This window comes from Pseudomonas sp. GM48, assembly GCF_000282335.1.
Classification (GTDB): Bacteria; Pseudomonadota; Gammaproteobacteria; order Pseudomonadales; family Pseudomonadaceae; genus Aquipseudomonas.
This window is the reverse complement of the sequence record NZ_AKJM01000108.1, coordinates 1-23,341: the sequence shown is the minus strand read 5'-3', so window position 1 is coordinate 23,341 and position 23,341 is coordinate 1. Positions and strand designations below refer to the sequence as shown.

Below are 23,341 nucleotides of genomic sequence, written 5' to 3'. Positions count from 1 at the left end.
GATCAGCCTCCTCTCGTTCCGTTGTACAACTGCTCCAGCATCTCATTGGAGACCGTCATGACTCTTGAGCTGGCCTGATACCCTCGCTGAATGATCAAAATGTCGCCGAACTCTTGCGCCAGATCGACGTTCGATAACTCCAGATAACCACCCTGAATACGACCAAACTGCTTCTCCCCTGCTCGACCAAATTGCGCCTGCATGGAAGAAGGCGAGTGGTAAAGCGAATTAGCTCCCGCGATCAATGCGCTTTCATCAGCGAAATCCGCCAGCGCGAGCTGACTTCCATCACGTTTCTCACCGTTGGCGTAGGTAAACTTGAGAATGCCCTGCTCATCGAATGCGAAGGTATTCAGACCTGCGATCGCACTGCCGTCGACCACCCGCGCGCCCAGCGTGTGGCTCGGTCCGCTGGCGACCTGCGAGGCCAGGTTAAAGCTACCCGGCGTTCCGAAATCCAACAGAATGCTTTGAACCGCGCCATTGGCCATCAGAGGAACAGACAAGGTATTGAAGCCGGCAATGGGGCTGCCATCTGCCCCGAATGCGATGGTACCGGTCTGTAACTGTGCGCCGCTCGCATCAGATACCGTGACTCTCCAGCTATTGACAGGTGTCGTTTGCGGTTCGAATTTGACGCTCAGGGTGTGGCTCGCACCGGTGGCATCAAAAACCTGGATCGAGTTGATTTGATGGGTCGAGTCCGTAGGACCGCTGCGAGCCAATGCCCCAACCATCTCGACTCGGGTGGTCGCCTGCGGTGGCAGGGTACGTTGGCGCTGGATATTGATGTCGAACAGGTTTCCAGCCGAGTCGATACCCGCGGTGCGACGCTGACTGATGGTATCGACCAGATAACCGTCCTTATCGACCTGGAATTGCCCGGCGCGGGTATAGGACAGAGCACCCTGCTCATCGCGTAGAACGAAGTAACCGGCGCCATTGATCGCCACGTTGGTGTTATTTCCAGTCTGGCGATTCTCGCCAGGTTTGATACGAACCTCCGTACCGGCAATGCCCGAACCAAAGCTCTGGCCATCCTGTCCGTTGACGGCCCGATAAAAGGTATCGCTGCCCCTGTAGCCGGGCGTGTTCATGTTCGACACATTGTTGGAGACGTTATCCAAGCCCTTGGCGAAGGAAAACAGGCCACTCATTCCATTAAAGAAAGCTTGCAGCATCACGCCCCCTGCCTGACAAGTTTGATTTGTGACAAACGCACGTCTGTCAGGACTGAACCGTCGGTTCGTTTGACGGACAGCACCGGCCCGGTCGACGAAAACGCAATCGCCGACACCGAGCCAATCACTGTCCCACCGGTAGTGATGCTGACTTCAACTTCGCGCCCCAGCAGCCCCAAGGACTGCGACGTGGCATTCATGGACACCAGGTTGTTGGTGTTTTCGTTAGTGACCCGGGTCTGTTCAAGATTGGCGAACTGCGCCATTTGCGCCAAAAACTCGCGGTTGTTGATCGGCTCCAGCGGGTCTTGAAATGTCAGCTCGGTCAAAAACAACTTGATGAAATCTTCCTGCCCCAAACGGCTCTGGGCTAATTCCGAGGTGGTGGAACTCAGCTCATTACCAATCGCTTCAACGGCCATTGTGTTCACCTTTGTAATCGTTCGAAAGGGACGATGCGCGCCAGACCTCCTCCCCATTGAGCCAGATTTGCTGCGGGCACTCAGGCATTGATGAGGCCCGACGAGATAACTCGTCAATCAATTCATCGCGCTCTTGCGGCGTCAGCCGGTAGTCTCGAACCAGCAACTCGAGCCCGTTACCCCGAGGCAGGAACTGAAAGTGCCGATCCGGCCATTTCCAGGTGAAATAGCTCAGAAGCTGTCGACTGGCAGAATCCTCAACCTCCTGCCGCTCGACCTCAACTGGTTCGCCCCATGATCCGTCCGGGCTTTTTATCAGGGCTGCACTGGGCATGAGGGAGATCGTCGAAGCAATCGGCAATGGGTTCAAAGATTCTGAATAACCAAGTTCCACGCCTCCTGACGCAACGCCTTGCCGGCCCTGATCCGCCAGGATTATTTGGGAGAGATAAGAAAGATGGTGCCCGGCATGTGCACCCAACGCATAAAGCTCAAGCGTCCCTACGGCCCTGGATTCTGACGCATCCCCTGAGCCCGGCCTTACAATCCGCGCCAGATCCGCCTCAGGAAATTCGGAATACGGTAGTCGTTGTTCCGAGATGACGTGTTCGTTGCTCTGGCGACCCGCGCTTTCGTTCGACGTTGACGAATGATCACGCAGCCCTATCTTCCGTTCGAAGTCCCGGGTATGCGTTTCGCGAACGGGGGCACGTTGTTGATCAGCCGTTGCGGTCCACAGTGACGCTCCCACTTTAACGGCCATGTCCCATTCCCTGAGTTTGCTGCGCATCAAAAATGTCGATGGCTTCGTGCTCGCGCACAGCCTTATCAAGCAGTACCTGTACCCGGTCTTTTGCCTTGCCGATCAGGTCTTCGTTCACCTTGCACTTGAGCAGTTGCGTCATGGCCGAATGTGACAGGCGTCGTGCTTCGGCGACGGGCTGATGCGCAGCTTCAAGCCGCTGGAAGGCAGCTGTCTGCGCCAGTAACCGTTGTTCATGCTGGGAAGGATCAAGCTTGGCTCCAATGCGCCCCAACACCTCAAAGCCCGACTGAACGCTGTCGTAGCGAACCTGTTCCTCGCTCAACAGACGCTCGGCTTGTGCCAGCTCACGGCGACTACGGTTGTATGCAAGCTCTGCCTTTTCCCGTTGCATGGCACGCAAACGAGACGCCGCATCCAATTGCCGTAACTTGCGCCATTCATCCTGCATCGCTCACCCCTTTGCCCAGCCGCTGGACCAACTGGAGAACGGTTTGCCAGGTACCTGATGACGAGAAATGTTCTTGAGGGGTTTGCTGCAGCAACGCGTCAAACTCAGGTTTCAAATCAATCATTGTGTCCAGCAGAGGCTGTGAACCCTTTTCATAGGCCCCCAACTCAATCAGGTCCACGCTGTTCTGATAGCTGCCAAGTGCTGAACGAAGGCGCTCAACCTGACCTTTCTGCTCTTGGGTGTGCAGGGCTCCGGCCAGTCGACTGATGCTGTGCAATACATCAATTGCCGGCCAGTGCCCACGCGCAGCGACACTGCGACTCAAGACAATATGCCCGTCGAGAATGGCACGCATATGATCAGCCACTGGCTCATTCATATCGTCCCCCTCGACCAGTACGGTATAGACCCCTGTGATGGAGCCTTGCCCGTTCAACGCACCGGCACGTTCCATCAAGGGCGGCAACAGGGCAAATACTGAAGGCGTATAGCCCCGACTGCCCATGGGCTCGCCCGTTGAAAGCCCGATTTCACGCTGTGCAAGGGCAAAACGGGTGATCGAGTCCATGATCAGCAGCACATGCTTGCCCTGAGCCCGGAACCATTCGGCGATGGTCGTTGCCGTGTAGGCCGCCTGACGCCGTAGAACCGCCGGTTGCTCAGCCGCTGCAGCAATCACCACAGCTTTTTTCAAACCTTCCGGTCCCAGGCTATCGCGAATAAAGTCACCTACCTCACGGCCGCGCTCACCAATTAAAGCGATCACGATCACATCAGCCTCTGCATACTTGCTCATCATTCCCAGCAATGTGCTTTTTCCCACACCACTGCCGGCAAAGATACCGATTCGCTGGCCGCGACCCAGAGGTGTGAAAACATCGACAGCTTTCACACCAGTGACCAGCGTGGTGTTGATCGGCGAACGGTGCAGAGGATTGATCGGCGCCACGAAACGAGGCATCCGCGTCAGCCCTCCAGGGGCAGGCAAATCATCCAGCGGCTTGCAGGTCGCATCCAGGACACGCCCCAACAGACTTTCCCCTACGGGAACAGTGTAAGGGGCTCCACGCGCATGTACTTCGCTGGCCAGGCACAAACCATCCACCGGGCCATAAGGCATCAGCAAGGTATATTCGCTACGCAAGCCGACAACTTCAGCCGCAATAACCTCCCCCCCTCGGGCGGGGTGGATGTCCACCAACTCACCAAGCCGGACATCCAGACCGGTCGCGTGAAGCACCATGCCCTGAATCGAGCTCAAACGTCCCAGGCGCCGACAAAGGCGGGTCTGGGCTAGCTGTGTCAGCAGTCGACTCTCAAGCCCGTGCCACACATTCATCTCCTTGCTCGGTCAGCACTGATGCGGCTTTGGCCAGCTGAGTTTGCACACCGACATCCAGTTGACCGACCTCAAAATCGATCAAACAACTTCCTGCAGAGGCCTGTGGATCGACCTGAAGCGATGTCAACAACGCATCATCAGGTGCCAATCGAAGCAATGTTTCATAATCCGCGCGGGCAACGCGAATACGCATCGGACCGGTCAATTGATACTCTTCGATTGCTTGCCTCGCCAGGTCGGCGACTAACGAACGCGTATCGGTATGCTGCCCCAACAGGCGCGTCACCACGGCCAGCGCGAGCCGTCCAACCAAGGGCTCCATGGCTGGCATCAACTGCTTCTGTTGCAAGCTCAAGGCTTCGACCAGTTGCGCAAGTTGAAGGCGTTCCGTTTCGAGCGAAGCACGCAAGGACGCTTCCTTCTTCAGCCATTGCTGCTCCTGCTTAGCCAAGGCCTCAGTCAGTTGCGCACGGGCTTGTTTGCCGCCTTCCAATAGTCCTTGCGTCAAACCTTTATCGCGACTCTCCCGCTCTACTTCTGCTAACTCCAACGCGAAGGTGTCACGCAAAGTCGCCTTAACGTCCGGTTGACGTTCCTCATCGAGCGACATCTTCGTTCGGACATTGCCGTCAAGCACCGGCAGACGTCGAGTACCCAGGTTTTGGGAGGGTTGACGCAGCACCGTGGATGACATTGGCGGCTTAGGGGTGCTCATCGCCTGCCTCCTGAGCTTCCATCCGGGCTCTCAAGCTATCCATCAGTGCAGGGGGCAATATCTGCTTGGCAAATTTGCTGTCCCATCGACGGATGTCGGTGCTGTTGGCCAGGCCCCCCAGCACTTCACGACGTACAGCTGGCGTTTCCAGTTGAAGTACCAGTGCGCCCCAAAAGGGATGCGTCGCTTTCGAGAGCCGGGTTTTGAGTCGAGTATTGTCGGGCGTCGTTCGACTGGCCGACGGTGCTACCGCCAGCTCGTTCATCACGGCCGCAACAATGCTGGGATCGTTCGTCAACCCCAGCAGATTGATCTCCTCCAACAGTTCCTCAACCTTGTGACGCTCGTCAGGCTCCAGCCGTGCAAGAACCCAGTCCCGGTCTTCGGCATGAGAACAGGCAAGGCGGATAGCCGCTTTACGAAGCGCAGAGAATTCCATGACGTTAACGCCCCTCCAGTAGCCAGCGGCGCAAGTCGACCAGCAATTGCTCACGCTCGACTGATGTCAGTCGCGGTACCAATGCAGGGGAGGACACAGTTTTTCTACGTCCTTTCGCCCAAAGCATCAACAGACTGATCACCAGCGTCACCATCAATCCAATGCCAAGCCAGCGAGCCCATGGCAACGACACATCATCGTTGGTTAAGGGGGCATGACTCACCGGCACCGGTTCCGCCGGGGTCTCGACCACTGAAGGCATCTGCGGTACGGGCATATCGGGGATATATACCATCACCAGTCGATCACCGCGCTTGAGATCCAGCCCCAATGCCGCTTCAAGCAAGGCCTGGATATCTTTCTGCTGAGCGTCCGTCACTGGTGTACTGAGCACTACTCCGACAGTAATACGCTCAATCCTGCCAGCCGCATGCTCGGTTTCGGCGCGCGCCTTACCCACCTCATAATCAATTTCCCGATTGTTCTGGGAGCGCTTGCTCGTGGACTCGCCACTGGAGTTCTCGGTGGACTCCGTACGTTTTTCACGACGTATTTTGTTTGAGAGCGGTTGTTCGCTGATTGATCTGACACGGTCAAAGTTCATCAGTACCCGCACAGACACATCGACGCCACGATGACCGAGCGGACGTGCCAACAACTCTTCAGCTTTCAACTTCAACGCCTGCTCGACCTGAGCAGTCAATTGCAGATGCTCCGGAGCCGCCGCTGCGCCATCAGAGGCACTGAGCACCTGTCCATCTTCATTGAGCACCGACACACGCTCGAGCGTCATCCCCTCCACCGCCGACGACACCAGTTGCTGAATACCCCTGACCCGTTGAGGTATCAACGTCCCCGTGGAACGCAGACGTACAATCACCGACGCCTTGGGTGGTTCTTCCGCCTGCTGGTAGAGGCTGGTTTTCTTGAACGTCAAATGCACGCGGGCATATTCCACTTCGGAGATGCTCATGATCGTGCGCGCCAATTCTCCTTCCATGGCCCGTTGGTAATTGATTTTCTGACTGAACTCCGACATGCCGTAGTCGGCCTTGTCGAACAATTCAAAACCCGTACCGCCGCGTGTCGGAATACCTGCCTCAGCCAGATACATACGCGCGGATGCTGCGTGATCGGCCAGAACTTCAATCGCACCCTGCTGTGTATTGATCCGATAGGGCACATGGCGTTGACTCAATGTGGCCAGAATCTGAGCCTGGGATGCCTCGTCGGCATTTCTGTACAACGCAACGTATTGCGGCCGGATCACCCACCACACTGACACGGCCAGCAGGCCGACAATCAGCAAAGCGCCTATCAGAAAGACGCGGGTACGGCCTGCGAGGAACGAGGACACCGATTGATTCTCCATGGTTTAGATCTGCAGCCGTGTGAGTTCCTGGTAGGCATCTACCAGGCGGTTGCGCACTTCTACGGCCAACTGCAGCGACAGCTTCGCTTGCTCCATGGCCATGACCAGATCGTGGGGTGCAATATTTTCGCCCAGCGCATAAGCCGAAAGCAGCTCGCTGGCTTGCCCGGTTTGTGCACTCAGTTGGGTTGCGCCCGATTTCAACAAACCGACAAAATCGGTGCCCTGGGGTCCCATCGGCCCGTCCGCCAGGGCAGAGGCCGGTGAAAGATCGGTGGTTAATGCAATAGGCGCGATGGCGGCGGTCATATCACTTTCCAATTTCAAAGGCTTTGAGCGTCATTTCGCGCAAGCTGTTGTAAGAGCGAATATTCGCTTCATAGGCACGGGTTGCCGATACCAAAGTAGCCATCTCCCTGGCGGCTTCGATGTTCGGGTAATGCACCATGCCATCCTGGTCAGCCATGGGATGGGCTGGATCATGAACCAAACGGGTGTCGCTTCGCGGTTGGGCATGAACGAGGGGCTGCTGTAACCCCAGTTGTCCAGCAAAGCTGGCTGGAGGCGATACGCTGAGTAACGGCGAACGTTCGCCCGGACCTATCGCCACGTTGGCGATCGCCAGGTTGTAGCTAGCGACCTCTACCCGTGAACGCTCATAGGCCATACTCCCGCGAACAATCTCGCTGATGTTGTCCAGAGGCATCCTCAGCGACCTCCCCGGATAGCCAACTGCATCAACGCGAACTGGCGTGACACGCCATCAGCCAAGGCCTGATAGCGGCCGCTCGCAGCGGACATTTGCGCAACTTCACCGTCCAGTGCCAATGGCGAGCCCGGCGTATAGCTTTGCAAATACGGCGTTAGTTCGCTGTCCTGCATCGAACGCAGTGCCTGCCCAAACAACTCAGGATCGTTGTGCAAGCCACGCAATGCCGCCATCGGTTCGAAGCTGTTGAGACGCATGGCCTTGCTCCCCGGAACGTTAGCCATGGCGATATTGTGTGCCGCGACCTTCGCCTGCAATTGCTCCAGGCTCATGGCGAAGCGAACAGTCTCTATTGCAAGATTCATATCGGCTGACATCAATCGTCCTTATTGAACAATGAGTTCGGCGTGCAATGCGCCCGCCTGTTTGATTGCTTGCAACACAGTGATCACTTCTCTCGTGCTCAATCGAACCCGATTGAGGGCTTTCACCAGATCTCCCACCGTCGCGCCCTCGGCCAGTTTTACGGGGCCGTGTTCTTCTTCATTCACAGTCAGTTCGGTATCGGGCACAACCACCGTACCGACGCTCGGCCCAGTGCGTGCGACCCAGGACGGCTGCGAAACCTGGAACTTGGTGCTGATCACCACACTCAGTGAGCCCTGGGAAATGCTGACCTCACCCAATCGAACGTTGGCGCCCGCCACCACGGTGCCAGTGCGCTCATTGACGACCACCCGGGCAGCATAATCCGGTGCCACTGAAACGTTTTGTACCCGCGAGATCAACCGAGGCACGGTCATACCCGCAGTGACGGGGACCTCAACTTTGGCGGCATGCACCACTCGCACGCCGGGCACCCCCAACTCGCGACTCAAGGCATCGGCAATACGCTGCGCAGTGGTGTAATCCGGCTCGTTGAGAATCAGCACCAGACTTCTCGAAACCTCATCATTTTCTGAAAAGGCCGAACGCTCCACACTGGCGCCTCGTGGAATACGCCCGACCGTCGGATGGTTCTTCTGCACCGAATTGGAGTTGGCCTCAAAAACGTACCCGCCCACCGACATCGGTCCTTGGGCCAGGGCATAGAGTTTTTCGTCCGGACCATACAGAGGCGTCATCAACAAAGTGCCCCCCAGCAGACTGCGAGCATCGCCCAGAGAAGAGACCTCGACGTCCAGCTTGTCCCCCGACTCGCTGAACGACCGCAAGTTACCGGTGACCATCACCGCCGCCGAGTTGCGGGTATTGAGGTCACTCTCGGCGACGTTCACGTTAAAGTTCTTCAGGGTATTGACCAGCGACTGACGGGTGGCCCGATTGCGGTCGGTATCGCCCGTTCCAGCCAAACCAACCACCAGGCCATAACCGATGATGGAATAGTCCCGCACGCCTTGAATACGTGTCAGCTCCTTGATCCGGACATCAGCCAGGGTCGGTTGCAGCCAAAGAGTGAACAACAGACCCGAAAGCAGTCGAGCAACAATTTTCATAAGATACGCAGCCACTTGAGCACCCGAAAAACGATGTTCTGCTTCTGCGCATCGGTCACCACACCGTCACCGACGATGTCGATTTGTGCGTCTGCCAGGCGATAGGAAAGCACCGTGTTGTTGTATGCGATGTCATCCGGTCGAACCAGACCGGTGATTCTCACCTGCTGTTTTTCATCATTGACCATCACTCGCTGCTCGCCACTGACGCGCAGCAAACCCTCGGGAAGTTGTTCAATGATCCGTACGGAAACGTTTGTGCGAATTTGCCCGCTACGGTTGGTCTGTCCAGCAGCATTGGTATCGCCCCTCAAGGCCAGGTTCGCTTGATGGGTGTTACTGTCCAGGGCCGTGCGCGCGGCAATATCGGTATTGCTGTCGGCTCCCGTACCGGCCGCGCTCTGGGCCGTAGTGGATTCCACCACCAGAACCGTCAGAGCATCGCCAAGATGGTAACCACGGCGGTCGCCGGTCAGCGACCGATAGCCATCGGGATCGATCAGGCTCTGTGCGCAAGCCACTCCCGGCAGCAGCATCACAAGCAACGCTCTGCGGGCGTCATCTTTCCACATGAACCTCTCCTTTGCCGGCGACCACAGCCAACAGGCTCGACTCGGCTCCGTCCAGCATCACCGGTACCCGCTCCCCCAGAACACCCGGACGCAGCGCCTTGCCTTCAGTGCGCAGCATCAGGCCAGGGCCATAGACCACCACGGTCACCGGAGCATCGCGATACACCAGAGGCTCAGCCTTGAGATGACGCTTGAGCACCGGCATGCCGGCATTGACCGATTGATTCAGCCACTGCCCTGCAACATCGTTGGGCAGATCGTCCGGCGAAAGTTGCGCCGCCGCCAGGTCGACCCGTTCCAGACGCGGTTGAACATCGGTCACGACCTGATCGGCTCGCCCATTGCGGCCATAGACCCACGCCTGCTTCCAGGCCTGGACCTTGAACCAAACCGTCACCACACTGGGCCGATCATGGCCGCACACTGTGCCACTGAATGCGACCGGCACCCGGCTGCGTATGCCCTGGCTCAACAACCTGACTTGCGGACGAACCATAGTCGGGAGCTCACCCATAGGCGTGAGCTGAAGTTCAACCTCTGGTGTAGCCAACTGCGCCTGAAGATTTTGGGTTGCCGTCGCCAAGGCATTACTTGACGCGACAGCATCGCAACCGGCACCGAACGCCACCTCGGCAAAACAGCCACTGCTTGCGACCCAAAGCCCGAACCCGGCCAACCAATGAATATTCATAATGGTCAACGGCGCAGGTTATTGATGGTTTCCAGAATCTGATCGCTGGCTTGCAGCAATCGCGCATTCATCTGGTAGGCACGTTGAGCCAGAACCAATCCGCTCATTTCGTCGATCAGATTGACATTCGACATCTCGACATACCCTTGCAACAGAACACCCTGACCATCTCGACCCGGCTCTGCATAGATGGCTTCGCCGCTGGTCAGCGTCGGGCGATAAAGACCATCGCTGAGCTTCGTCATTGCTTCGGCACTGGCGAATTTGGCCAATTGCACCTGACCGACGTTAATGACCTCCCCCGTCTCGGTAATGGTCGCCTGAACCTCGCCGTTCTGTTTGATCACCAGGTTGCGCGCGTCCGGCGGCACCCGTAGATCGGCTGTCAGCGTTTGCCCGTCCGGCATTGCCAATTGGCCTTCGCTGTCGAGGTGAAACCGTCCTGCGCGGGTGTACGCCAGCTCGCCCGTAGGTAATGCCACTTCGAAAAACCCATCACCCTGAATGGCCAGATCCAGCGCGTTACCACTCTCACGAACTGTCCCCGGGCTGAAGACCTGACTCGGCTGCGAAGCCTGAATACCTGCGCCGGTCAGCAAGCTCTCGGTCATGCCACCACCGTCGTCACGTGTCCCGACTTCCCGGACCATGTCGTGAAAGTCCACCTGACTGCGCTTGTAGCCAATGGTCTGCATGTTGGCGACGTTGTTCGAAATGCTGTCGATCCACGCCTGGTTCGCGGCCAGACCGGAGCTGGCAATACTCAATGAATCAATCACAACCACACTCCTGGTCAGTCCTTGCCTAATTGGTTGATACCGCTGTTGAGCATGCCGTCGTAAGCCGACAGCGCTCGCTGCATGGTTTCGACATGCCGCGACACTTCCATCATCTTCACCATGTCGGTACCCATCGCCGCATTCGAGCGTTCCAGCAGCCCTTGATGCACAACGAAATTTTTGGCGGGTGTGATCCCGGTATTGGCCGCATACAGCCCTGCCCCAACGGCGAGCAGTTGCTGCGGATTGTCGACGCGCACAATGCTCAGGTGACCTACCGGCCGATCATCGACACTGACCTGGCCGCCAGCGTCGACCTTTAACACCCCGCCCGCCACCTGCAGTGGGCCTTCTTCTGCCAGTACCGGATAGCCTGCCTTGCTGACCAGATAACCGGTGTTGTCGACCTGAAAGCGTCCATCGCGACTTAACAACACCCCGTCAGGGGTCTTCAGCGCAAACCAGGCGTCCCCCGACAGCGCCAGGTCGGTGACTCGCCCGGTGTGTTGCAGCGCACCACCATCGGTACTGATCCTGGTCTGCGCCTGGATGTCGTCGAGTCCGCCCGGTACGCCAGTGCCAGCCACATTCGAAGTCATGACATTGAACGTGCGCTCAGACTTATAGCCATAGGTATTGGCATTGGCGACGTTCTGCGACACGGCTTTCAAGTTATCGATATCACGCTGGATGACCCCAGCCAGTTGCATGATCAAGTCGCTCATGGGGACTCCAGGCTAGGGAAGCCGGGCAGGTCAATCATGCCTGCCGACGTGACACGAGCGTGCTGCCCCACTTCGTTCACCGACAACACGGCCATGTGGGGCACGGCTCGAGACATGAAGGCCCGCAAGACACGTCGTAACGGCGCCGCACACAACAACACCGGCTGTTTGTTACCACTGAGTTGCCGTTCTGCCTCCCGTGCGACGGTGGTGACAAATCGCTCCAGTTCCTGGGCCGGTAACAACGCCGATTGCAAGCCTTCGCGAGGACGTGCAGCGGCAAGCATGTAACCTTCCAGCTGCGGCGCGATCGTCAATACGTTCAGCTCACCGTTTTTATCTACCAGGCGCTCATACAGCGCCGCGCCCAGACGTTCCCGCACCCGCTCGACGAGATCCTCGGCATTCTTGTGGCTACGCCCCGCGTCCACCAGCACCTCAAGAATGGTTTCAAGGTTGCGGATAGACACCTGCTCACGCAGCAACAATTGCAGTACTCGCTGGATGTCCGAATAGCTGAGTACCTGAGGCACCAATTCGTCGACCAGGCTGCCCAGGCCCGCACGTTTCTTTTCGATCAATCGCTCGGTCTCGGCACGGGTCAGAAACTCCGGTGCATAACGGCGTGCCAGCTCGGATAAATGGGTCAGCAATACGGTGTCGGGTTCAACCAGGGTGTACCCCGCCGTCCGCGCCTGAGCGCGTTGCGCAGTGTCGATCCAGAGCGCCTTGAGCCCGTAGGTCGGCTCCTTGGTCGCACGCCCTTCAAGCACCAGCGTCACTCCACCCGGGTTGATCGCCAGTAATTTATCGAACTCCAGCTCGCCCGTGGCAATCACCGCTCCCTGTACGCAGACCTGATAGGTGCCATTGGCCAACTTCTTGTCGACATGCACATTGAGCTGTGGCAATGCGAATCCAGAATCCTTGGCGAACTGCTTACGCAGATTGTCGATGCGCAAGCTCAATGTGCTGGTCGCGGCCAGGACGTGAGCGGCGAGATCTGCGCTTAAACGCAGTTCAAACGCATCAGTGTTCATCAATGCGTAGACGTCGGCGGATTCGTTGTCTTCCCCTGCCAGCAGGTCGTTCTTCTGTGGATCCTCGCCCTCAGTGGCACTGCGCCGCAACTTACGGTAAGAGAACCAGGCCGCTGCGGAAAACCCGGAAAACAGCATCAACAGCGGAATCAAAGGCAACCCTGGCATCATCGCCAGAAACAGCGTAACCAGCGCCACCACAACCAAGGTCTTGGGATAAGCCGACACCTGTCGTCCCAACTCGGGGCCCAGGCGGGCATCGGTGGCGGCTCGGGTGATGATGATCCCGGCAGCCACCGCGATAATCAGCGAAGGGATCTGCGTCACAATGCCGTCGCCAACCGTCAACAACGTGTAGTGATGCAACGCATCGCCCCAGCTCTGGCCCTTTTGCAGAATGCCGACCGACAATCCACCGATAATGTTGATCGCGATAATCACAATGCCGGCAATCGCGTCGCCTTTGACGAACTTGGACGCTCCATCCATGGCACCGTAGAAATTCGATTCACGCTCCAACTGGCTGCGTCGGCGCTTGGCTTCTTCCTGGTCGATGATGCCCATGTTCAGATCAGCGTCGATGCTCATCTGTTTACCCGGCAAGGAGTCCAGGGTGAAACGCGCGGCCACCTCGGCCACGCGCTGGGCACCACTGGTGACCACCACATATTGCACAACCACCAGGATCAGGAAGATCACAAAGCCGATCACGTAGTTGCCACCCACGACATGGGTGCCCACTGCAGCGATGACCAGCCCCGCATCCCCATCGGTCAGGATCAGCCGCGTCGCGGAGATATTCAGCGCCAGACGAAACAACGTGGTCATTAACAACAGCGAGGGAAAGGTCGAGAAGCTCAGTGGCTTATCGATGTCGAAGGTCACCAGCAACACCATCAGCGCGACGGCAAAGTTGGTCAGCAACAGCAAATCCAACAACCACGTCGGAATCGGCGTGAACAACACCAGCAAAATTCCGATGACCGCCACGGCCAACAGCAGATCGCTGCCCTCGGAAATCACGCGGGACAAGAGAGGCTTCATGAGGCGAGCACCTTGTTACCTGGTAGTGTGATCACCCAACGATAAATGCGCGCCACGTCGGTCTGAGTTGAATCCGGAATGGCTGAGTCGACCCGCGCCAGAGCGTGCAGCGCTCGAGCCAAGGGCGGGCGACGCAAAATCGGTACCTGGTGTTTTCTGGCGACATGACAGATGCGCCAGGCGTGAAGGCCGCGCCCCATGGCCAGCACCTTGGGTGCAAGCATGCTCGACGGTCGGTACTGCAAGGCCACGGCATAATGCGTCGGGTTGGTGATGATGACGTCGGCGTCCTTGACCTGCCCCAGCGCAGAAGCCTTTTTCAACAGCGCCTGCTGGATACCTTTGCGCTTGGAACGAACTTCAGGATCCCCCTCACGGCGCCGATACTCGTCTTTCGTTTCCCGACGACTCATACGCATCTGTCGACTGAATTCGCGCCGCGAATACCAAATATCAAACAGCGCCGCAGCTGCCATCACAGCCAATACCGTAAAACCCAATTGCATCAGCAATTGCTTGCCGGCCTGAGGCAGTTCGAGAGGCGAAATCGTCGCCATGCCCAACAATTGCGGCAACACGCTTTGGAACAGGTAATACAGGACCAGCGAGAACAACGCCCCCTTCACCAGTACCTTGATCAGCTCGACAAACATGCGTCGCGAAAAGATTTTTTTCAGCCCCAGGATCGGGTTGAGTCGCTTGAAATCAGGCTTCAAAGCCGTCATTGAAAACACTGGGCCGCTGAAGATCAGGTTTGTCAGGATCGCCATCAGGATCAGGGCACCGATCAGCGGCAATAACCCGTACACCACTTGTCGCAGGCTGTAGCCGCCCTGCTCACCCAAATAACCAAACCCTTGTCCCAGTTGCCCGGCGTTGCTCAGCCACCAGTGGGTATGGGTCGCGATCAAGCTGGCCAGCGGATAAGCGATAGCCGAGAAGACCATCAGGAAGGTCAACAACATGATGAAGGACAATAGATCGGGGCTGCGGGGTACCTGCCCTTTCTTGCGCGCTTCTTCGAGCTTGTAGGGTGTGGCCTCTTCGCTCTTGTCCTGTTGATCGCTCATTGAGCACCAGCCGGCGAAAGGGCAAACCGCAAGGCGTTTTCAATCAGAAGCGGCAAGCGCTGCACGATCATCGGTAAGGTCAGGATGAAGATGAACATGCCAACACCCAACTTGATGGGCAAGGACAGGAAATAGACATTCGCCTGGGGCATGGAACGGGATAACAACGCAAACGCGGTATCGATCAGCCACAGCCCGACTATCACTGGTACAACAATCATGAACGCCAGCAGAAACTGCTGCGTCATGACCGTCGCCAAAGACAAGGAAAGCGTGGAGAGCGACACACTGCCGGGCGGAACTGCCACCAGAAGCTGAGCGAAAACCCTGAGCAAATCGTGATGCAGATTGAGCACGATAAACAATGCGCCCAACGACCAGCCCAGCAACTCGGCCATCAGACCGGTCATGTTCGAGGTACCCGGATCAAACACACCTGCCGCATTCAAGCCAATTTGAGTGTCGATCAACTTACCGGCCATATCGACCCCGGCATGGGCGGCATGGAAACCGAACGCCATCAACACACCCAGCAGCAACTCGCCCAGCAGTACAGGCAGCGTAAAGACAGGTGCAGGGGTGAGCGTCATGCTGCTTGCCAACACCGCGGACAACACCAGTGCCAGGATCAATCTGACGGTCAACGGAACGCGCGTAAAAACCAGGACCGGTGAAACCACCACGAGCGGAATCAACCTGACCGACACCAGAAGCGCATTGAGAAAAAACGAAGTCAGCACAACTCACACCCAAAACGACGCGCAGAACACTAGAAGCTAGCGGCCCGAGTTAATGCACTGAGTGCGAATTGTTTGAGGACCGTCAGCATCCAGTTCCCGAAAACCAACAACATGACGACCGTCACGATCAGCTTGGGGATGAAGGTCAGGGTCATTTCCTGGATTTGGGTCGCGACCTGAAGGATGCTGACCAAAAGGCCAACGATCAGAATGGCGAGCAATAAAGGAGCTGCCACCATCGCGGCGGTCAGAAGCGCTTCTTTGAGCGCGTAAAGCATAAAGTCCTGCGTCATCCATAACCCCTGCTGCGCTGAACCGAGTGCGCGTTTCAAGCACGCCTCAGCCCGCATGGCAAACCGCCATCAATCTGGCTATGGTAGCGACATTTGTTTAGGAGACGCAACAGAATGTTACGGAGTGGATACATAATTGGTGGTGACTGGTTTCGTGACCCGGTAGTCCATTGCAGACCAGAAGGGGCTCAGCCCTCCCCTAATGGAATACAGGTCACTGTATTTTTTTTGATAAAGACAGGAAACTTCACCCCCCCTGGCTTTCAGTATGCCTATAACGGTGCCTGTCATTGAGCGCTCAGCAGTGACCATCCCCCAGACGACCGCGCTTTTTTTTCAAGCCCTCGGCATCCGCATTTCGCAACTGCGCAAGAAACAAAACATTACGCAAGCCCAGCTCGTCGGCGCTGGATATCTCGTAGCAGACAATGAATGCCTATGAGATGGGCCACCGCTGCGTGCCGATCTCGGCATTGCCCATACTCGTACAAGCACTGGCCGTGTCGATGGAAGATTTAATCGGCACAACACCAGCCGCGGCCGCCAAAAAACGCGAGCGAACGTCGAAGCTACAATAGCAGATGGAACGCATCACCAAATTACCGAACACCAAATAGATATTTGTAATTGATACGCTCGATGTCATGCTCACGCAGCAGGGCTAAAGACAACAGCAGAAACAATAGCCCAGCGCAATGGCTAGACCTTTTAAACAGTCAACAACTAAAAACAGCCAGCGAATCTCAACAATAAACTTTAAGATCCGTGATATTGTCGTATCAGTTTTCCGCCTCAACCTCATAAGCTTTCATTTTTTCCGGCGACTTAACTGAGATACGCCCGGCATCAGCGTCAACTATAATATTTCTACACTTACACGCCGCAGCATTTTGCGGCATGGAAAGCAAAGTCTCCCCGCATATTTCGCACTCATAACGAATACGTTCACCTGCCGGAAAACCTCTAGACGCCTCAAAATTTATGTACTTTTTTTCAGTCATTTTTTTTACCAAATTAAATTATGGCTTTTGGGGCACCACTCGATTAATCATGCGAATGTATTGTTGATCAACCAAGTCCTGGATGGTTAATGGGAGCTCATGCTGCTTACCCAAACCAATTTCACCGAATGCCGAAGCAGCAGGCCCACTTGGAACATTTTGAATTGGCTTTAGTACTTCATAAGTACTTAAAGGTTTCATATCAGTACCAATTGGCAAGGCTCGCATGGGATATGGGACATCTACCGGAGCCACAAATGAACCGAAATCTTTGAAGCTCCCAGCCTCATCAAAAAACCCACCATAGCGACTGAATTGATAACCCACATCTAGATTTTCTAAATTTGGCTCCTTCAGAAAACCTCTGTTAGCCGGCCAATAAGTTTGAATAGCTGTTCCTATAGACCGCTCTGCAGCTTGTACACTGCCTGGAACAACAAATACAGGTACATCATCACTAATTAATTGAAAGTTTTGCGCCCCTGAGAAACGAGTGCCACTCACACTTCCATAACTCAAGGCCTCCGACTGTACCACCCGAGAAAGTGCAAGATCAACCTTGTTAGACAACCAAGTCGACGGCGTGAGCAGTCGTCCCAGGAATGGTACGACTGGCACTGGCATTGGCACTGACATTGCGGCCACCAGCACATCCTGGTTCGCCTGTTCAAAGGTACGCCCGCTTAACTCCGCCACCACAATAGGGACGGCGTTCACTGCAGCCCATCCAGCGTTGACCCCCAACGCAACGCCGTTGTGAATAACGGCATTAAGCCCATATGCCATGTCGAGCAATGAATTGCCCGTGTCGAAATGAGTGGGATTGGTACTCATCAGATCCGTATCTGCATATACACCAGCAGAGAACAACGGTTCAGCCACATTGAAGACAGCTCGCCGCAAGTTATCGGGTAATACGCCTCCATTTTTTTCGGCTTCACGAGCTAGATGGGTAACCTCTGCCGTCGTTAGCGTGTCGGGTAATTGTCCGTTATCCAGCATTTGTTGAAACTGGTTGGTAGCAAGCGAAGCCATAAGGTTCTTGCTAAGAACATCGCTGTTGTTTTCAGTAAAGCTAGCCTGCGCCCCTCGCTTGAAAGCCTCATCAACAATATTTTGCCGCTGACTGTTGCCCGATTTCGGACCAAAGAAACTGCCACCCGGCAGCGAAGCTTCGATCAAACCATTGCCTATTGCGTTACCAAAGGCATCTGCCGCTACGTTCGCATAGTCCAGCTTGCCACCCTTACCAATCAAGGCCCGAACACTGGAGTTGACCTGAGCGCCAATGACACCGTTTATGAAGTTGTTCTTGAAGTTATCGGTAGCCAAGCCTAACCCTTGGCTGATCCGAGCGGTGGCCACCGAAGCCAGCGCTGACGTGGCTATGGAACGCCAACTGAAGCTGGCATCCAGACCTACAATTTTGCTGGCTCCGTAATTACCAATAGAGTTCAGCACGGCTGCGGAAGCGATTTTGCCATAGTTTCCCGCCTGAGCCAGTTGCTGAGCAGTCTGCCCGCCTGCCACCAGCCCACCGACTCCTGCTCCAACGCCTGCGGCCAATCCCCCCATGGCGACCTGCCCCCAGGAAAAACCACTGGTCGCGCCCATGGCATTGCCGGCCAGTTGGGCAGCAGCGCTGCCCGCCATGCCGCCCACTACGGCGGCTCCGAGGCCAGCCCAACCTGCCGCACCACTAAGTGCGGCAACCCCGGCCGCGCCAATAGAAAGACCTCCCGCAGCCCCCACCGCCGCCAACGCCGCCCCCGCCGTAAACACCGTCGCCACCACAGCTACCACCACCATGACAACACTTGCCAGACCACCACTCTTCTTTTTCTTGGGCTTTGGCGGTTTATAAATCGGCACAGGAGTCAGATCGCCAGTCACTTCGCTCTGATCGTAGGCCTTGAAGGTGTCGGCGTTGTTGGCATTGCTGCCGGTAACGTTGGGGATGACCAAGCTGGTGCCGCGCACCAGGGAATCATCGCTGCTCAGACCATTGGCGTCGGCGATGAGGTACCACATGCTCGAATCGCCCCAGGTTTTCTGGGCGATGCTTTGCAGGGTATCGCCGTCCACGATCACGTAACTGCTTGGAGTACGCGCCACCTCATCGGGTGAGATCGATGCGATGGTGTCGAAGATTTCCGGCGTGCTGTTATTGCCGATGCTCGCCAGCACATTACCGTTATAGGTGGCATAGCGCTGGGAAGTGCTACCTTCCGTGCGTATGGTCAGTTGGCCATTACGATCCGAAGCGAAACGTCGAGTAAATGGAGTTGATCCGGTTGCAACTGCGGTAAGCAGTTCACCGCGAGCGCTGTAGCTCATGGTCGTTCTGCTGTTAGTACCGCTGTTAATATTTGCCTGAATTATCAACTCTTTCCATGTATCGAATCCTGCATGAGTTGTTTGATTCTCCCCCCACATGGCGATACCACCGTTCTTGTCATAGACGGTATATCGATAGTGAACGGAACGTCCCGCAGCGTCGTACCCGACGGTAGAGTCACGCTCCACGCCATCAACGCCAACCTTTCGTGTTTCATTGAAGAAGGTGTATTGATAGGCCTTCCAGCTGCTGCCGTTCCAACGGGTTACCAGCTGATTGTTGAGCTTTCCGTCTCCACGATAGGTGTAGGTAGTACGGGTGCGTTCACTGCCGTTGACGTCCTCTTGGAAGATACGATTATTGCGGACGTCATACTGGGCACTGAATATCAGGGTGGCGTCGCCCAGTATCGAGGCATAGGAAGTGTCGGGATTGGTAGACAGATTTCGAACAGAAGCCCGCTTGGTGACCGAAAGCAATGAACCAAGGTCGTTATAAGTGTAATTTTTCAGTACGTACTCGTGGCAGGGGTAACCGAAGAAGTCGATGGTTGCTACGTACTCCTCGGAAGACGTCCGATTACCCGCTGCATCGTAGGTGTAGACTTCGCCCTTCCCTTTACCGCCAATGACACCAGCGGCTACTTGCCCGCCACTATTGAGGAAGCCGTCCTCGATCAGTACTCGTCCTTCCAGATCATATTTGAACCGGTTATCGAGTACCGTGCGTACGCCGGATTGGCTGGTGGTATCCATTGTCACACGGCGACGATTGCCCAATTCGTCATAGCTATAGGTAAGGGCATCAATGCGGGCGGTAGCACTCAGCATGTCGCGTAAACCGACATGCTGAGTACCGGCGGGTGTTCTTACTCCTTCCAGCCTGCCCATGGCATCATATTTGTAATACGTTTCAAAGCTGGCGCCGCCCGCTGCTACGCCTGCCTGCATGATGGTGGAGTTGAATTCACGTACTTTATTCCCGTTCAGATCATATTCCGAACCCGTGACTGCCCAGTTTTGCGTTGTACCTTCGATCACAAACTTGGTCAGGCCATTCGCAAAGTAATGGTAGGTTTTGTCAGGGCCATCGGCGACCTGCTCTTTTTCCAACTCACCAAAATAATTGTACGTGTAGGTATAGGTATGTCCGCCCCAGTCTTTATACCCAACAAGTCGAGAAACATCTCCCGCTGAGTATGTCCAGGTCTTGGTACTTCCCAGCTCGTCTTGTTCAAGGGTTTTGCGGTTTAGTGCGTCGTACTCATAGCTGAACATCACACCCGATTCGTTATTGCTATGGGTGATATTGCCGCGCTCATTATAAACAGTGTATCGAGTGTTCCCCGCCACACCTGACATGTAGGACGACCCCTCGCGACCGTCTTCCACGTTCCTCAGTGATTCCGCCGTCTCGACAGTGCCGTTGATTTCGGCATACAGGCGACCGGCCTGATCGTACTTGTTGGTCAGCAAGGTGACCTTGGCGCCGTTACGGATGATGCCGTGATTGATCTGCCGGTCCATGACATCGTAGCCATCGACCAACACGGTGCCCAAGGCGTCCTGGGTGGAGACGCGGTTTCCATGAATGTCATAGCGGTATTGCCGCGAATTGCCCAGAGCATCGACGTCGCGGATCAGTTGACCGACCTGGTTGTAGACGTGCTGGCGGGTGCGCAGCAAGGTGTTGGTGGCCACGCCGGTGTAAGGCCCGACCAGATCGGCTTCCTGGATCAGTCGGCCGACGGCGTCGTAGCGCTTCTCGTGGATCAGACTGGCGCGGTAGCCGGTACCGTTCTCCCGCAGGATGTCGACGACTGGCAGGGTCTCGGTGAGCACCTGGTTGGCCTGGTTATAGGTGTAGCTGGTGACGTAGCCACGCGCATCGGTACGGCTGAGCACGTTGCCCCAACGATCGGTGGTTTGCCGGATGATCGGGGTGCTCAGGGTCAGGGTGGCGCTATTCAGGGTGTCGGCGTTGAGGTTGGCTTCGAAGGCCGGCAGGTGTTGCTCGAGGGTGCGGCCGAGCAAGTCGTTGCGCATATAGGTGATGCGGTCGTCGGCGGTTGTGTTCCAGTCCCCCAGCACCGTGCTTTTGCTGACTTTGCCGGAAAGATCATACTGGAACGCAGTGACACTGGTAGCGTTGCCGTAGGATTCGAGCCGACCGGCCTGGTCATAGTTGAAGATCTCTACAACGCCGCCATTGACTTCCTTGCGGGCGACTTCACCGAAACGGTTATACATTGCGCTTTCACGCGCGGACACCTTGGTGTCCCAACCCACGGTGTACCAGTCCTCTGTGGCGATCTGTTGGCCGAGCGTGTCGTACTCGAAAGTACGGCGGGTGGTGTGATTCATTGCCATCGGCACGCCAAACACCGTAATCCAGGCGCTCATCGTGACATTGATTTGCCGTGTTTCCTCGAGGCGCCGGCCGGCGACGTCGACCTTGTAGTTCTCCGAGGAGCCGGCGGCGTTGATCTGCTGGATCTCATGGCCGGCGGCGTCGTAGCGGGTGCGGGTGGTCTGGCTCAGACCGGCCTGCACGTTGCCAGCGCTATCGGTGCCTGCCACGCGGACTTCCGCGATCTGCTGCCCGAAAGCGTTGAGCAGGAAGGTGGTGGTCGGTGAGGCGATGACAGTGGCGCTGGCAAAAGGATTGACGGCATCGCTCTTGGCTGTAGCCCTGGCGGGCTCGGTGACTTTGAACACTTGGCCAAGGGCGTTGTAGTCGGTGCTGACGACGTTGCCCTGGGCGTCAGTGACGGTCGTTACGTTACCCACGCCGTCATAGGTACTACGGCTGATCAGCAGATCGGCAGTCACCAGCGTGGCACTGACCGCTCCAGTGGAGGCGTTGATGTTCTGTTGCCAGAAGCGCGCGCCTTCCAGGGCGGTCTGGCTGAGTCGACCCATGGCGTCGTAGGTGAAGCGGGTGCGGCGGTCGTTGGCGCTGGCCGTCGGGGCCGCCGACAGGACATTCTCGTTCCAGCTGGTGAGCTTGGTGGCGTATTCGGTCTGCCGGGTCAACTGGCCGAGAGCGTCGTACTCCATGCGGGTGTAATAGCCGAGGGCATCCACACTGCCAATGCGCTGGCCGTCCAGATTGTAGTAGTGCACGGTGCTGGCGCCGGTCTGCACGGTGGCGCCGCTGGCGTTACGCGCTACCTGGGTCTCGCGCACCAGTTGGCCGAAGGCGTCGTAGCTGTAAAGCGTGGTTGGCGCCACGGTGGTCAGGGTCGAGGTGGCGACGTTGCCATTGAAGGTGTAGAGGCTGACCAGGTTCTGTTGCACCGCGGTCTTGCGCCCGAGGGCGTCATAGCTTGTTGTCAGGGTGCGGTCCTGGGCGGCGCTGGGCACCAGGGTGGCGGTGGTGATGTCGGTCCCGAGGTAATACCCCTTGGCCGGCACGGCTTGGGTCAGGGCGTTGGTGTAGCGCACGGTGCGGGTGGTCTGTCCCAAGGCGTCGTAGGTATAGGCGGTCACGCCCTTGAGCGCATCGATGTCATGGCTGACCCGACCCAGCACGTCGTAAACTTTGTAGCTGTCGACGAAGTCTGTGGCCGCCACCCCGCTGTTGTTGACCCGTACGCGGTTGCGCACGGCGTTGCCGAGGTTGTCGTAGGTGACCTCGGTGCTGACCTGGAAGGTGTTGGCGGTGCCGTCCGTGCTCTGTTGATACTGGCCGCGGAGCTTGTTGTACCAGCCCGGGCTGGTGGTGCGGATCTGCCGGCCGATGGCGTCGTAGGCGTAGGTGGTGGTGCGCGCCTGACTCAGATCGTCCAGTGCCGGGGCGGCAGCTAAGCTGGCCCGCAGACGCCCCTCGCTACGGCTGCTCACATTGCCCAGGGCATCGTAGGTAATGCTGGTGACCACGTAGGCGGCCGCGAGCGTAACCTCGCCGGTCACGGAGATGCTGGCCACATAGACCGCCGGAGTGATTTCCTCCACCAGACGGTTGAGCGTGTCGTAGTTATAGGTCCAAACGCGGCCGTTTTTATTGGTCAGGGTTTTGCGGTTCCCCACCGCATCGTAGGTGTAAGTCTCGACCTTGCCTGCGGCATCGGTAACGGATTTTTGTCGACCGACGGCGTCGTAGGCGTAGGTGGTGGTGCGGTCGTTGTTACTGTCCGGGCGCAGCAGCGCTTGC

The 23,341-nt window shown here is 56.8% G+C and carries 22 protein-coding genes; all 22 read right to left on the bottom strand.

Going from position 1 to position 23,341, the window contains the following annotated elements:
- Positions 1-2: 2 nt before the first annotated feature.
- The 22 genes from flgF to PMI28_RS10050 all read right to left on the bottom strand — a co-directional run bounded on the left by flgF (position 3) and on the right by PMI28_RS10050 (position 23,217).
- Positions 3-1,181, bottom strand: coding sequence for a flagellar basal-body rod protein FlgF (gene flgF, locus PMI28_RS09955; RefSeq protein WP_007988866.1), 1,179 nt, complete (start codon positions 1,179-1,181; stop codon positions 3-5).
- Complete coding sequence (locus PMI28_RS09960; RefSeq protein ID WP_007988864.1) at positions 1,181-1,603, bottom strand: flagellar hook capping FlgD N-terminal domain-containing protein; 423 nt, start codon at positions 1,601-1,603, stop codon at positions 1,181-1,183. Before PMI28_RS09960 ends, flgF begins: the two co-directional genes overlap by 1 nt.
- Entirely contained in the window at positions 1,593-2,366 is a 774-nt protein-coding gene (locus PMI28_RS09965; RefSeq protein WP_007988863.1) for a hypothetical protein, read from the bottom strand. The genes PMI28_RS09960 and PMI28_RS09965 overlap by 11 nt, the downstream gene beginning before the upstream one ends.
- Positions 2,356-2,817, bottom strand: a complete 462-nt coding sequence (locus PMI28_RS09970) for a hypothetical protein (RefSeq protein ID WP_007988854.1) — start codon at positions 2,815-2,817, stop codon at positions 2,356-2,358. The genes PMI28_RS09965 and PMI28_RS09970 overlap by 11 nt, the downstream gene beginning before the upstream one ends.
- Positions 2,807-4,159: a FliI/YscN family ATPase gene (locus tag PMI28_RS09975; RefSeq protein WP_033063475.1), complete on the bottom strand. Its 1,353-nt coding sequence runs from the start codon at positions 4,157-4,159 to the stop codon at positions 2,807-2,809. Before PMI28_RS09975 ends, PMI28_RS09970 begins: the two co-directional genes overlap by 11 nt.
- Positions 4,137-4,877: a FliH/SctL family protein gene (locus PMI28_RS09980; RefSeq protein WP_007988851.1), complete on the bottom strand. Its 741-nt coding sequence runs from the start codon at positions 4,875-4,877 to the stop codon at positions 4,137-4,139. Before PMI28_RS09980 ends, PMI28_RS09975 begins: the two co-directional genes overlap by 23 nt.
- On the bottom strand, positions 4,864-5,316 hold the full coding sequence (locus PMI28_RS09985; protein WP_007988849.1) for a hypothetical protein: 453 nt from the start codon (positions 5,314-5,316) through the stop codon (positions 4,864-4,866). Before PMI28_RS09985 ends, PMI28_RS09980 begins: the two co-directional genes overlap by 14 nt.
- Positions 5,317-5,320: 4 nt before the next feature.
- Positions 5,321-6,688, bottom strand: coding sequence for a flagellar basal-body MS-ring/collar protein FliF (gene fliF / locus PMI28_RS09990; RefSeq protein WP_033063474.1), 1,368 nt, complete (start codon positions 6,686-6,688; stop codon positions 5,321-5,323).
- A gap of 3 nt (positions 6,689-6,691) precedes the next feature.
- Positions 6,692-6,997: a flagellar hook-basal body complex protein FliE gene (fliE, locus tag PMI28_RS09995; RefSeq protein WP_007988845.1), complete on the bottom strand. Its 306-nt coding sequence runs from the start codon at positions 6,995-6,997 to the stop codon at positions 6,692-6,694.
- Position 6,998: 1 nt separating this feature from the next.
- Positions 6,999-7,394 (bottom strand): flagellar basal body rod protein FlgC, encoded by a 396-nt coding sequence (locus PMI28_RS10000; RefSeq protein WP_007988844.1) that lies wholly within the window; start codon positions 7,392-7,394, stop codon positions 6,999-7,001.
- 2 nt (positions 7,395-7,396) lie between these two features.
- Complete coding sequence (locus tag PMI28_RS10005) at positions 7,397-7,774, bottom strand: hypothetical protein (RefSeq protein WP_007988843.1); 378 nt, start codon at positions 7,772-7,774, stop codon at positions 7,397-7,399.
- A gap of 9 nt (positions 7,775-7,783) precedes the next feature.
- Entirely contained in the window at positions 7,784-8,893 is a 1,110-nt protein-coding gene (locus PMI28_RS10010; protein WP_007988841.1) for a flagellar basal body P-ring protein FlgI, read from the bottom strand.
- Positions 8,890-9,465: a flagellar basal body L-ring protein FlgH gene (locus PMI28_RS10015; RefSeq protein WP_007988839.1), complete on the bottom strand. Its 576-nt coding sequence runs from the start codon at positions 9,463-9,465 to the stop codon at positions 8,890-8,892. The genes PMI28_RS10010 and PMI28_RS10015 overlap by 4 nt, the downstream gene beginning before the upstream one ends.
- Complete coding sequence (gene flgA / locus PMI28_RS0128745; RefSeq protein ID WP_007988837.1) at positions 9,452-9,961, bottom strand: flagellar basal body P-ring formation chaperone FlgA; 510 nt, start codon at positions 9,959-9,961, stop codon at positions 9,452-9,454. The genes PMI28_RS10015 and flgA overlap by 14 nt, the downstream gene beginning before the upstream one ends.
- Before the next feature lie 200 nt (positions 9,962-10,161).
- Positions 10,162-10,935: a flagellar hook-basal body protein gene (locus tag PMI28_RS10020; RefSeq protein ID WP_007988836.1), complete on the bottom strand. Its 774-nt coding sequence runs from the start codon at positions 10,933-10,935 to the stop codon at positions 10,162-10,164.
- A gap of 14 nt (positions 10,936-10,949) precedes the next feature.
- On the bottom strand, positions 10,950-11,660 hold the full coding sequence (locus tag PMI28_RS10025; protein ID WP_007988834.1) for a flagellar hook-basal body protein: 711 nt from the start codon (positions 11,658-11,660) through the stop codon (positions 10,950-10,952).
- Positions 11,657-13,744, bottom strand: coding sequence for a flagellar biosynthesis protein FlhA (locus tag PMI28_RS10030; RefSeq protein WP_007988833.1), 2,088 nt, complete (start codon positions 13,742-13,744; stop codon positions 11,657-11,659). Before PMI28_RS10030 ends, PMI28_RS10025 begins: the two co-directional genes overlap by 4 nt.
- Positions 13,741-14,814: an EscU/YscU/HrcU family type III secretion system export apparatus switch protein gene (locus PMI28_RS10035; protein ID WP_007988831.1), complete on the bottom strand. Its 1,074-nt coding sequence runs from the start codon at positions 14,812-14,814 to the stop codon at positions 13,741-13,743. Before PMI28_RS10035 ends, PMI28_RS10030 begins: the two co-directional genes overlap by 4 nt.
- Positions 14,811-15,554: a flagellar biosynthetic protein FliR gene (locus PMI28_RS10040; RefSeq protein ID WP_007988829.1), complete on the bottom strand. Its 744-nt coding sequence runs from the start codon at positions 15,552-15,554 to the stop codon at positions 14,811-14,813. The genes PMI28_RS10035 and PMI28_RS10040 overlap by 4 nt, the downstream gene beginning before the upstream one ends.
- A 29-nt stretch (positions 15,555-15,583) precedes the next feature.
- A complete protein-coding gene (locus PMI28_RS10045; RefSeq protein WP_238540703.1) occupies positions 15,584-15,886 on the bottom strand; it encodes a flagellar biosynthetic protein FliQ in 303 nt (100 codons plus the stop codon).
- A 740-nt stretch (positions 15,887-16,626) separates the two neighbouring features.
- Entirely contained in the window at positions 16,627-16,848 is a 222-nt protein-coding gene (locus PMI28_RS30560) for a hypothetical protein (protein ID WP_157395771.1), read from the bottom strand.
- Positions 16,849-16,866: 18 nt separating this feature from the next.
- Complete coding sequence (locus PMI28_RS10050) at positions 16,867-23,217, bottom strand: glycohydrolase toxin TNT-related protein (RefSeq protein WP_238540702.1); 6,351 nt, start codon at positions 23,215-23,217, stop codon at positions 16,867-16,869.
- Between the last annotated feature and the right edge of the window lie 124 nt (positions 23,218-23,341).

What these genes read in the sequence shown, in the direction of transcription:
- PMI28_RS10030 (WP_007988833.1), bottom strand. Translation starts at nt 13,744, where the DNA reads ATGAAGCCTCTCTTGTCCCGCGTGATTTCCGAGGGCAGCGATCTGCTG.
- PMI28_RS09985 (WP_007988849.1), bottom strand. Translation starts at nt 5,316, where the DNA reads ATGGAATTCTCTGCGCTTCGTAAAGCGGCTATCCGCCTTGCCTGTTCT.
- PMI28_RS10025 (WP_007988834.1), bottom strand. Translation starts at nt 11,660, where the DNA reads ATGAGCGACTTGATCATGCAACTGGCTGGGGTCATCCAGCGTGATATC.
- PMI28_RS10005 (WP_007988843.1), bottom strand. Translation starts at nt 7,774, where the DNA reads ATGTCAGCCGATATGAATCTTGCAATAGAGACTGTTCGCTTCGCCATG.
- fliF (WP_033063474.1), bottom strand. Translation starts at nt 6,688, where the DNA reads ATGGAGAATCAATCGGTGTCCTCGTTCCTCGCAGGCCGTACCCGCGTC.
- PMI28_RS10000 (WP_007988844.1), bottom strand. Translation starts at nt 7,394, where the DNA reads ATGCCTCTGGACAACATCAGCGAGATTGTTCGCGGGAGTATGGCCTAT.
- flgA (WP_007988837.1), bottom strand. Translation starts at nt 9,961, where the DNA reads ATGGTTCGTCCGCAAGTCAGGTTGTTGAGCCAGGGCATACGCAGCCGG.
- PMI28_RS09975 (WP_033063475.1), bottom strand. Translation starts at nt 4,159, where the DNA reads ATGAATGTGTGGCACGGGCTTGAGAGTCGACTGCTGACACAGCTAGCC.
- PMI28_RS09970 (WP_007988854.1), bottom strand. Translation starts at nt 2,817, where the DNA reads ATGCAGGATGAATGGCGCAAGTTACGGCAATTGGATGCGGCGTCTCGT.
- PMI28_RS10015 (WP_007988839.1), bottom strand. Translation starts at nt 9,465, where the DNA reads ATGTGGAAAGATGACGCCCGCAGAGCGTTGCTTGTGATGCTGCTGCCG.
- PMI28_RS09980 (WP_007988851.1), bottom strand. Translation starts at nt 4,877, where the DNA reads ATGAGCACCCCTAAGCCGCCAATGTCATCCACGGTGCTGCGTCAACCC.
- PMI28_RS09960 (WP_007988864.1), bottom strand. Translation starts at nt 1,603, where the DNA reads ATGGCCGTTGAAGCGATTGGTAATGAGCTGAGTTCCACCACCTCGGAA.
- flgF (WP_007988866.1), bottom strand. Translation starts at nt 1,181, where the DNA reads ATGCTGCAAGCTTTCTTTAATGGAATGAGTGGCCTGTTTTCCTTCGCC.
- PMI28_RS10010 (WP_007988841.1), bottom strand. Translation starts at nt 8,893, where the DNA reads ATGAAAATTGTTGCTCGACTGCTTTCGGGTCTGTTGTTCACTCTTTGG.
- fliE (WP_007988845.1), bottom strand. Translation starts at nt 6,997, where the DNA reads ATGACCGCCGCCATCGCGCCTATTGCATTAACCACCGATCTTTCACCG.
- PMI28_RS30560 (WP_157395771.1), bottom strand. Translation starts at nt 16,848, where the DNA reads ATGACTGAAAAAAAGTACATAAATTTTGAGGCGTCTAGAGGTTTTCCG.
- PMI28_RS10035 (WP_007988831.1), bottom strand. Translation starts at nt 14,814, where the DNA reads ATGAGCGATCAACAGGACAAGAGCGAAGAGGCCACACCCTACAAGCTC.
- PMI28_RS09965 (WP_007988863.1), bottom strand. Translation starts at nt 2,366, where the DNA reads ATGGCCGTTAAAGTGGGAGCGTCACTGTGGACCGCAACGGCTGATCAA.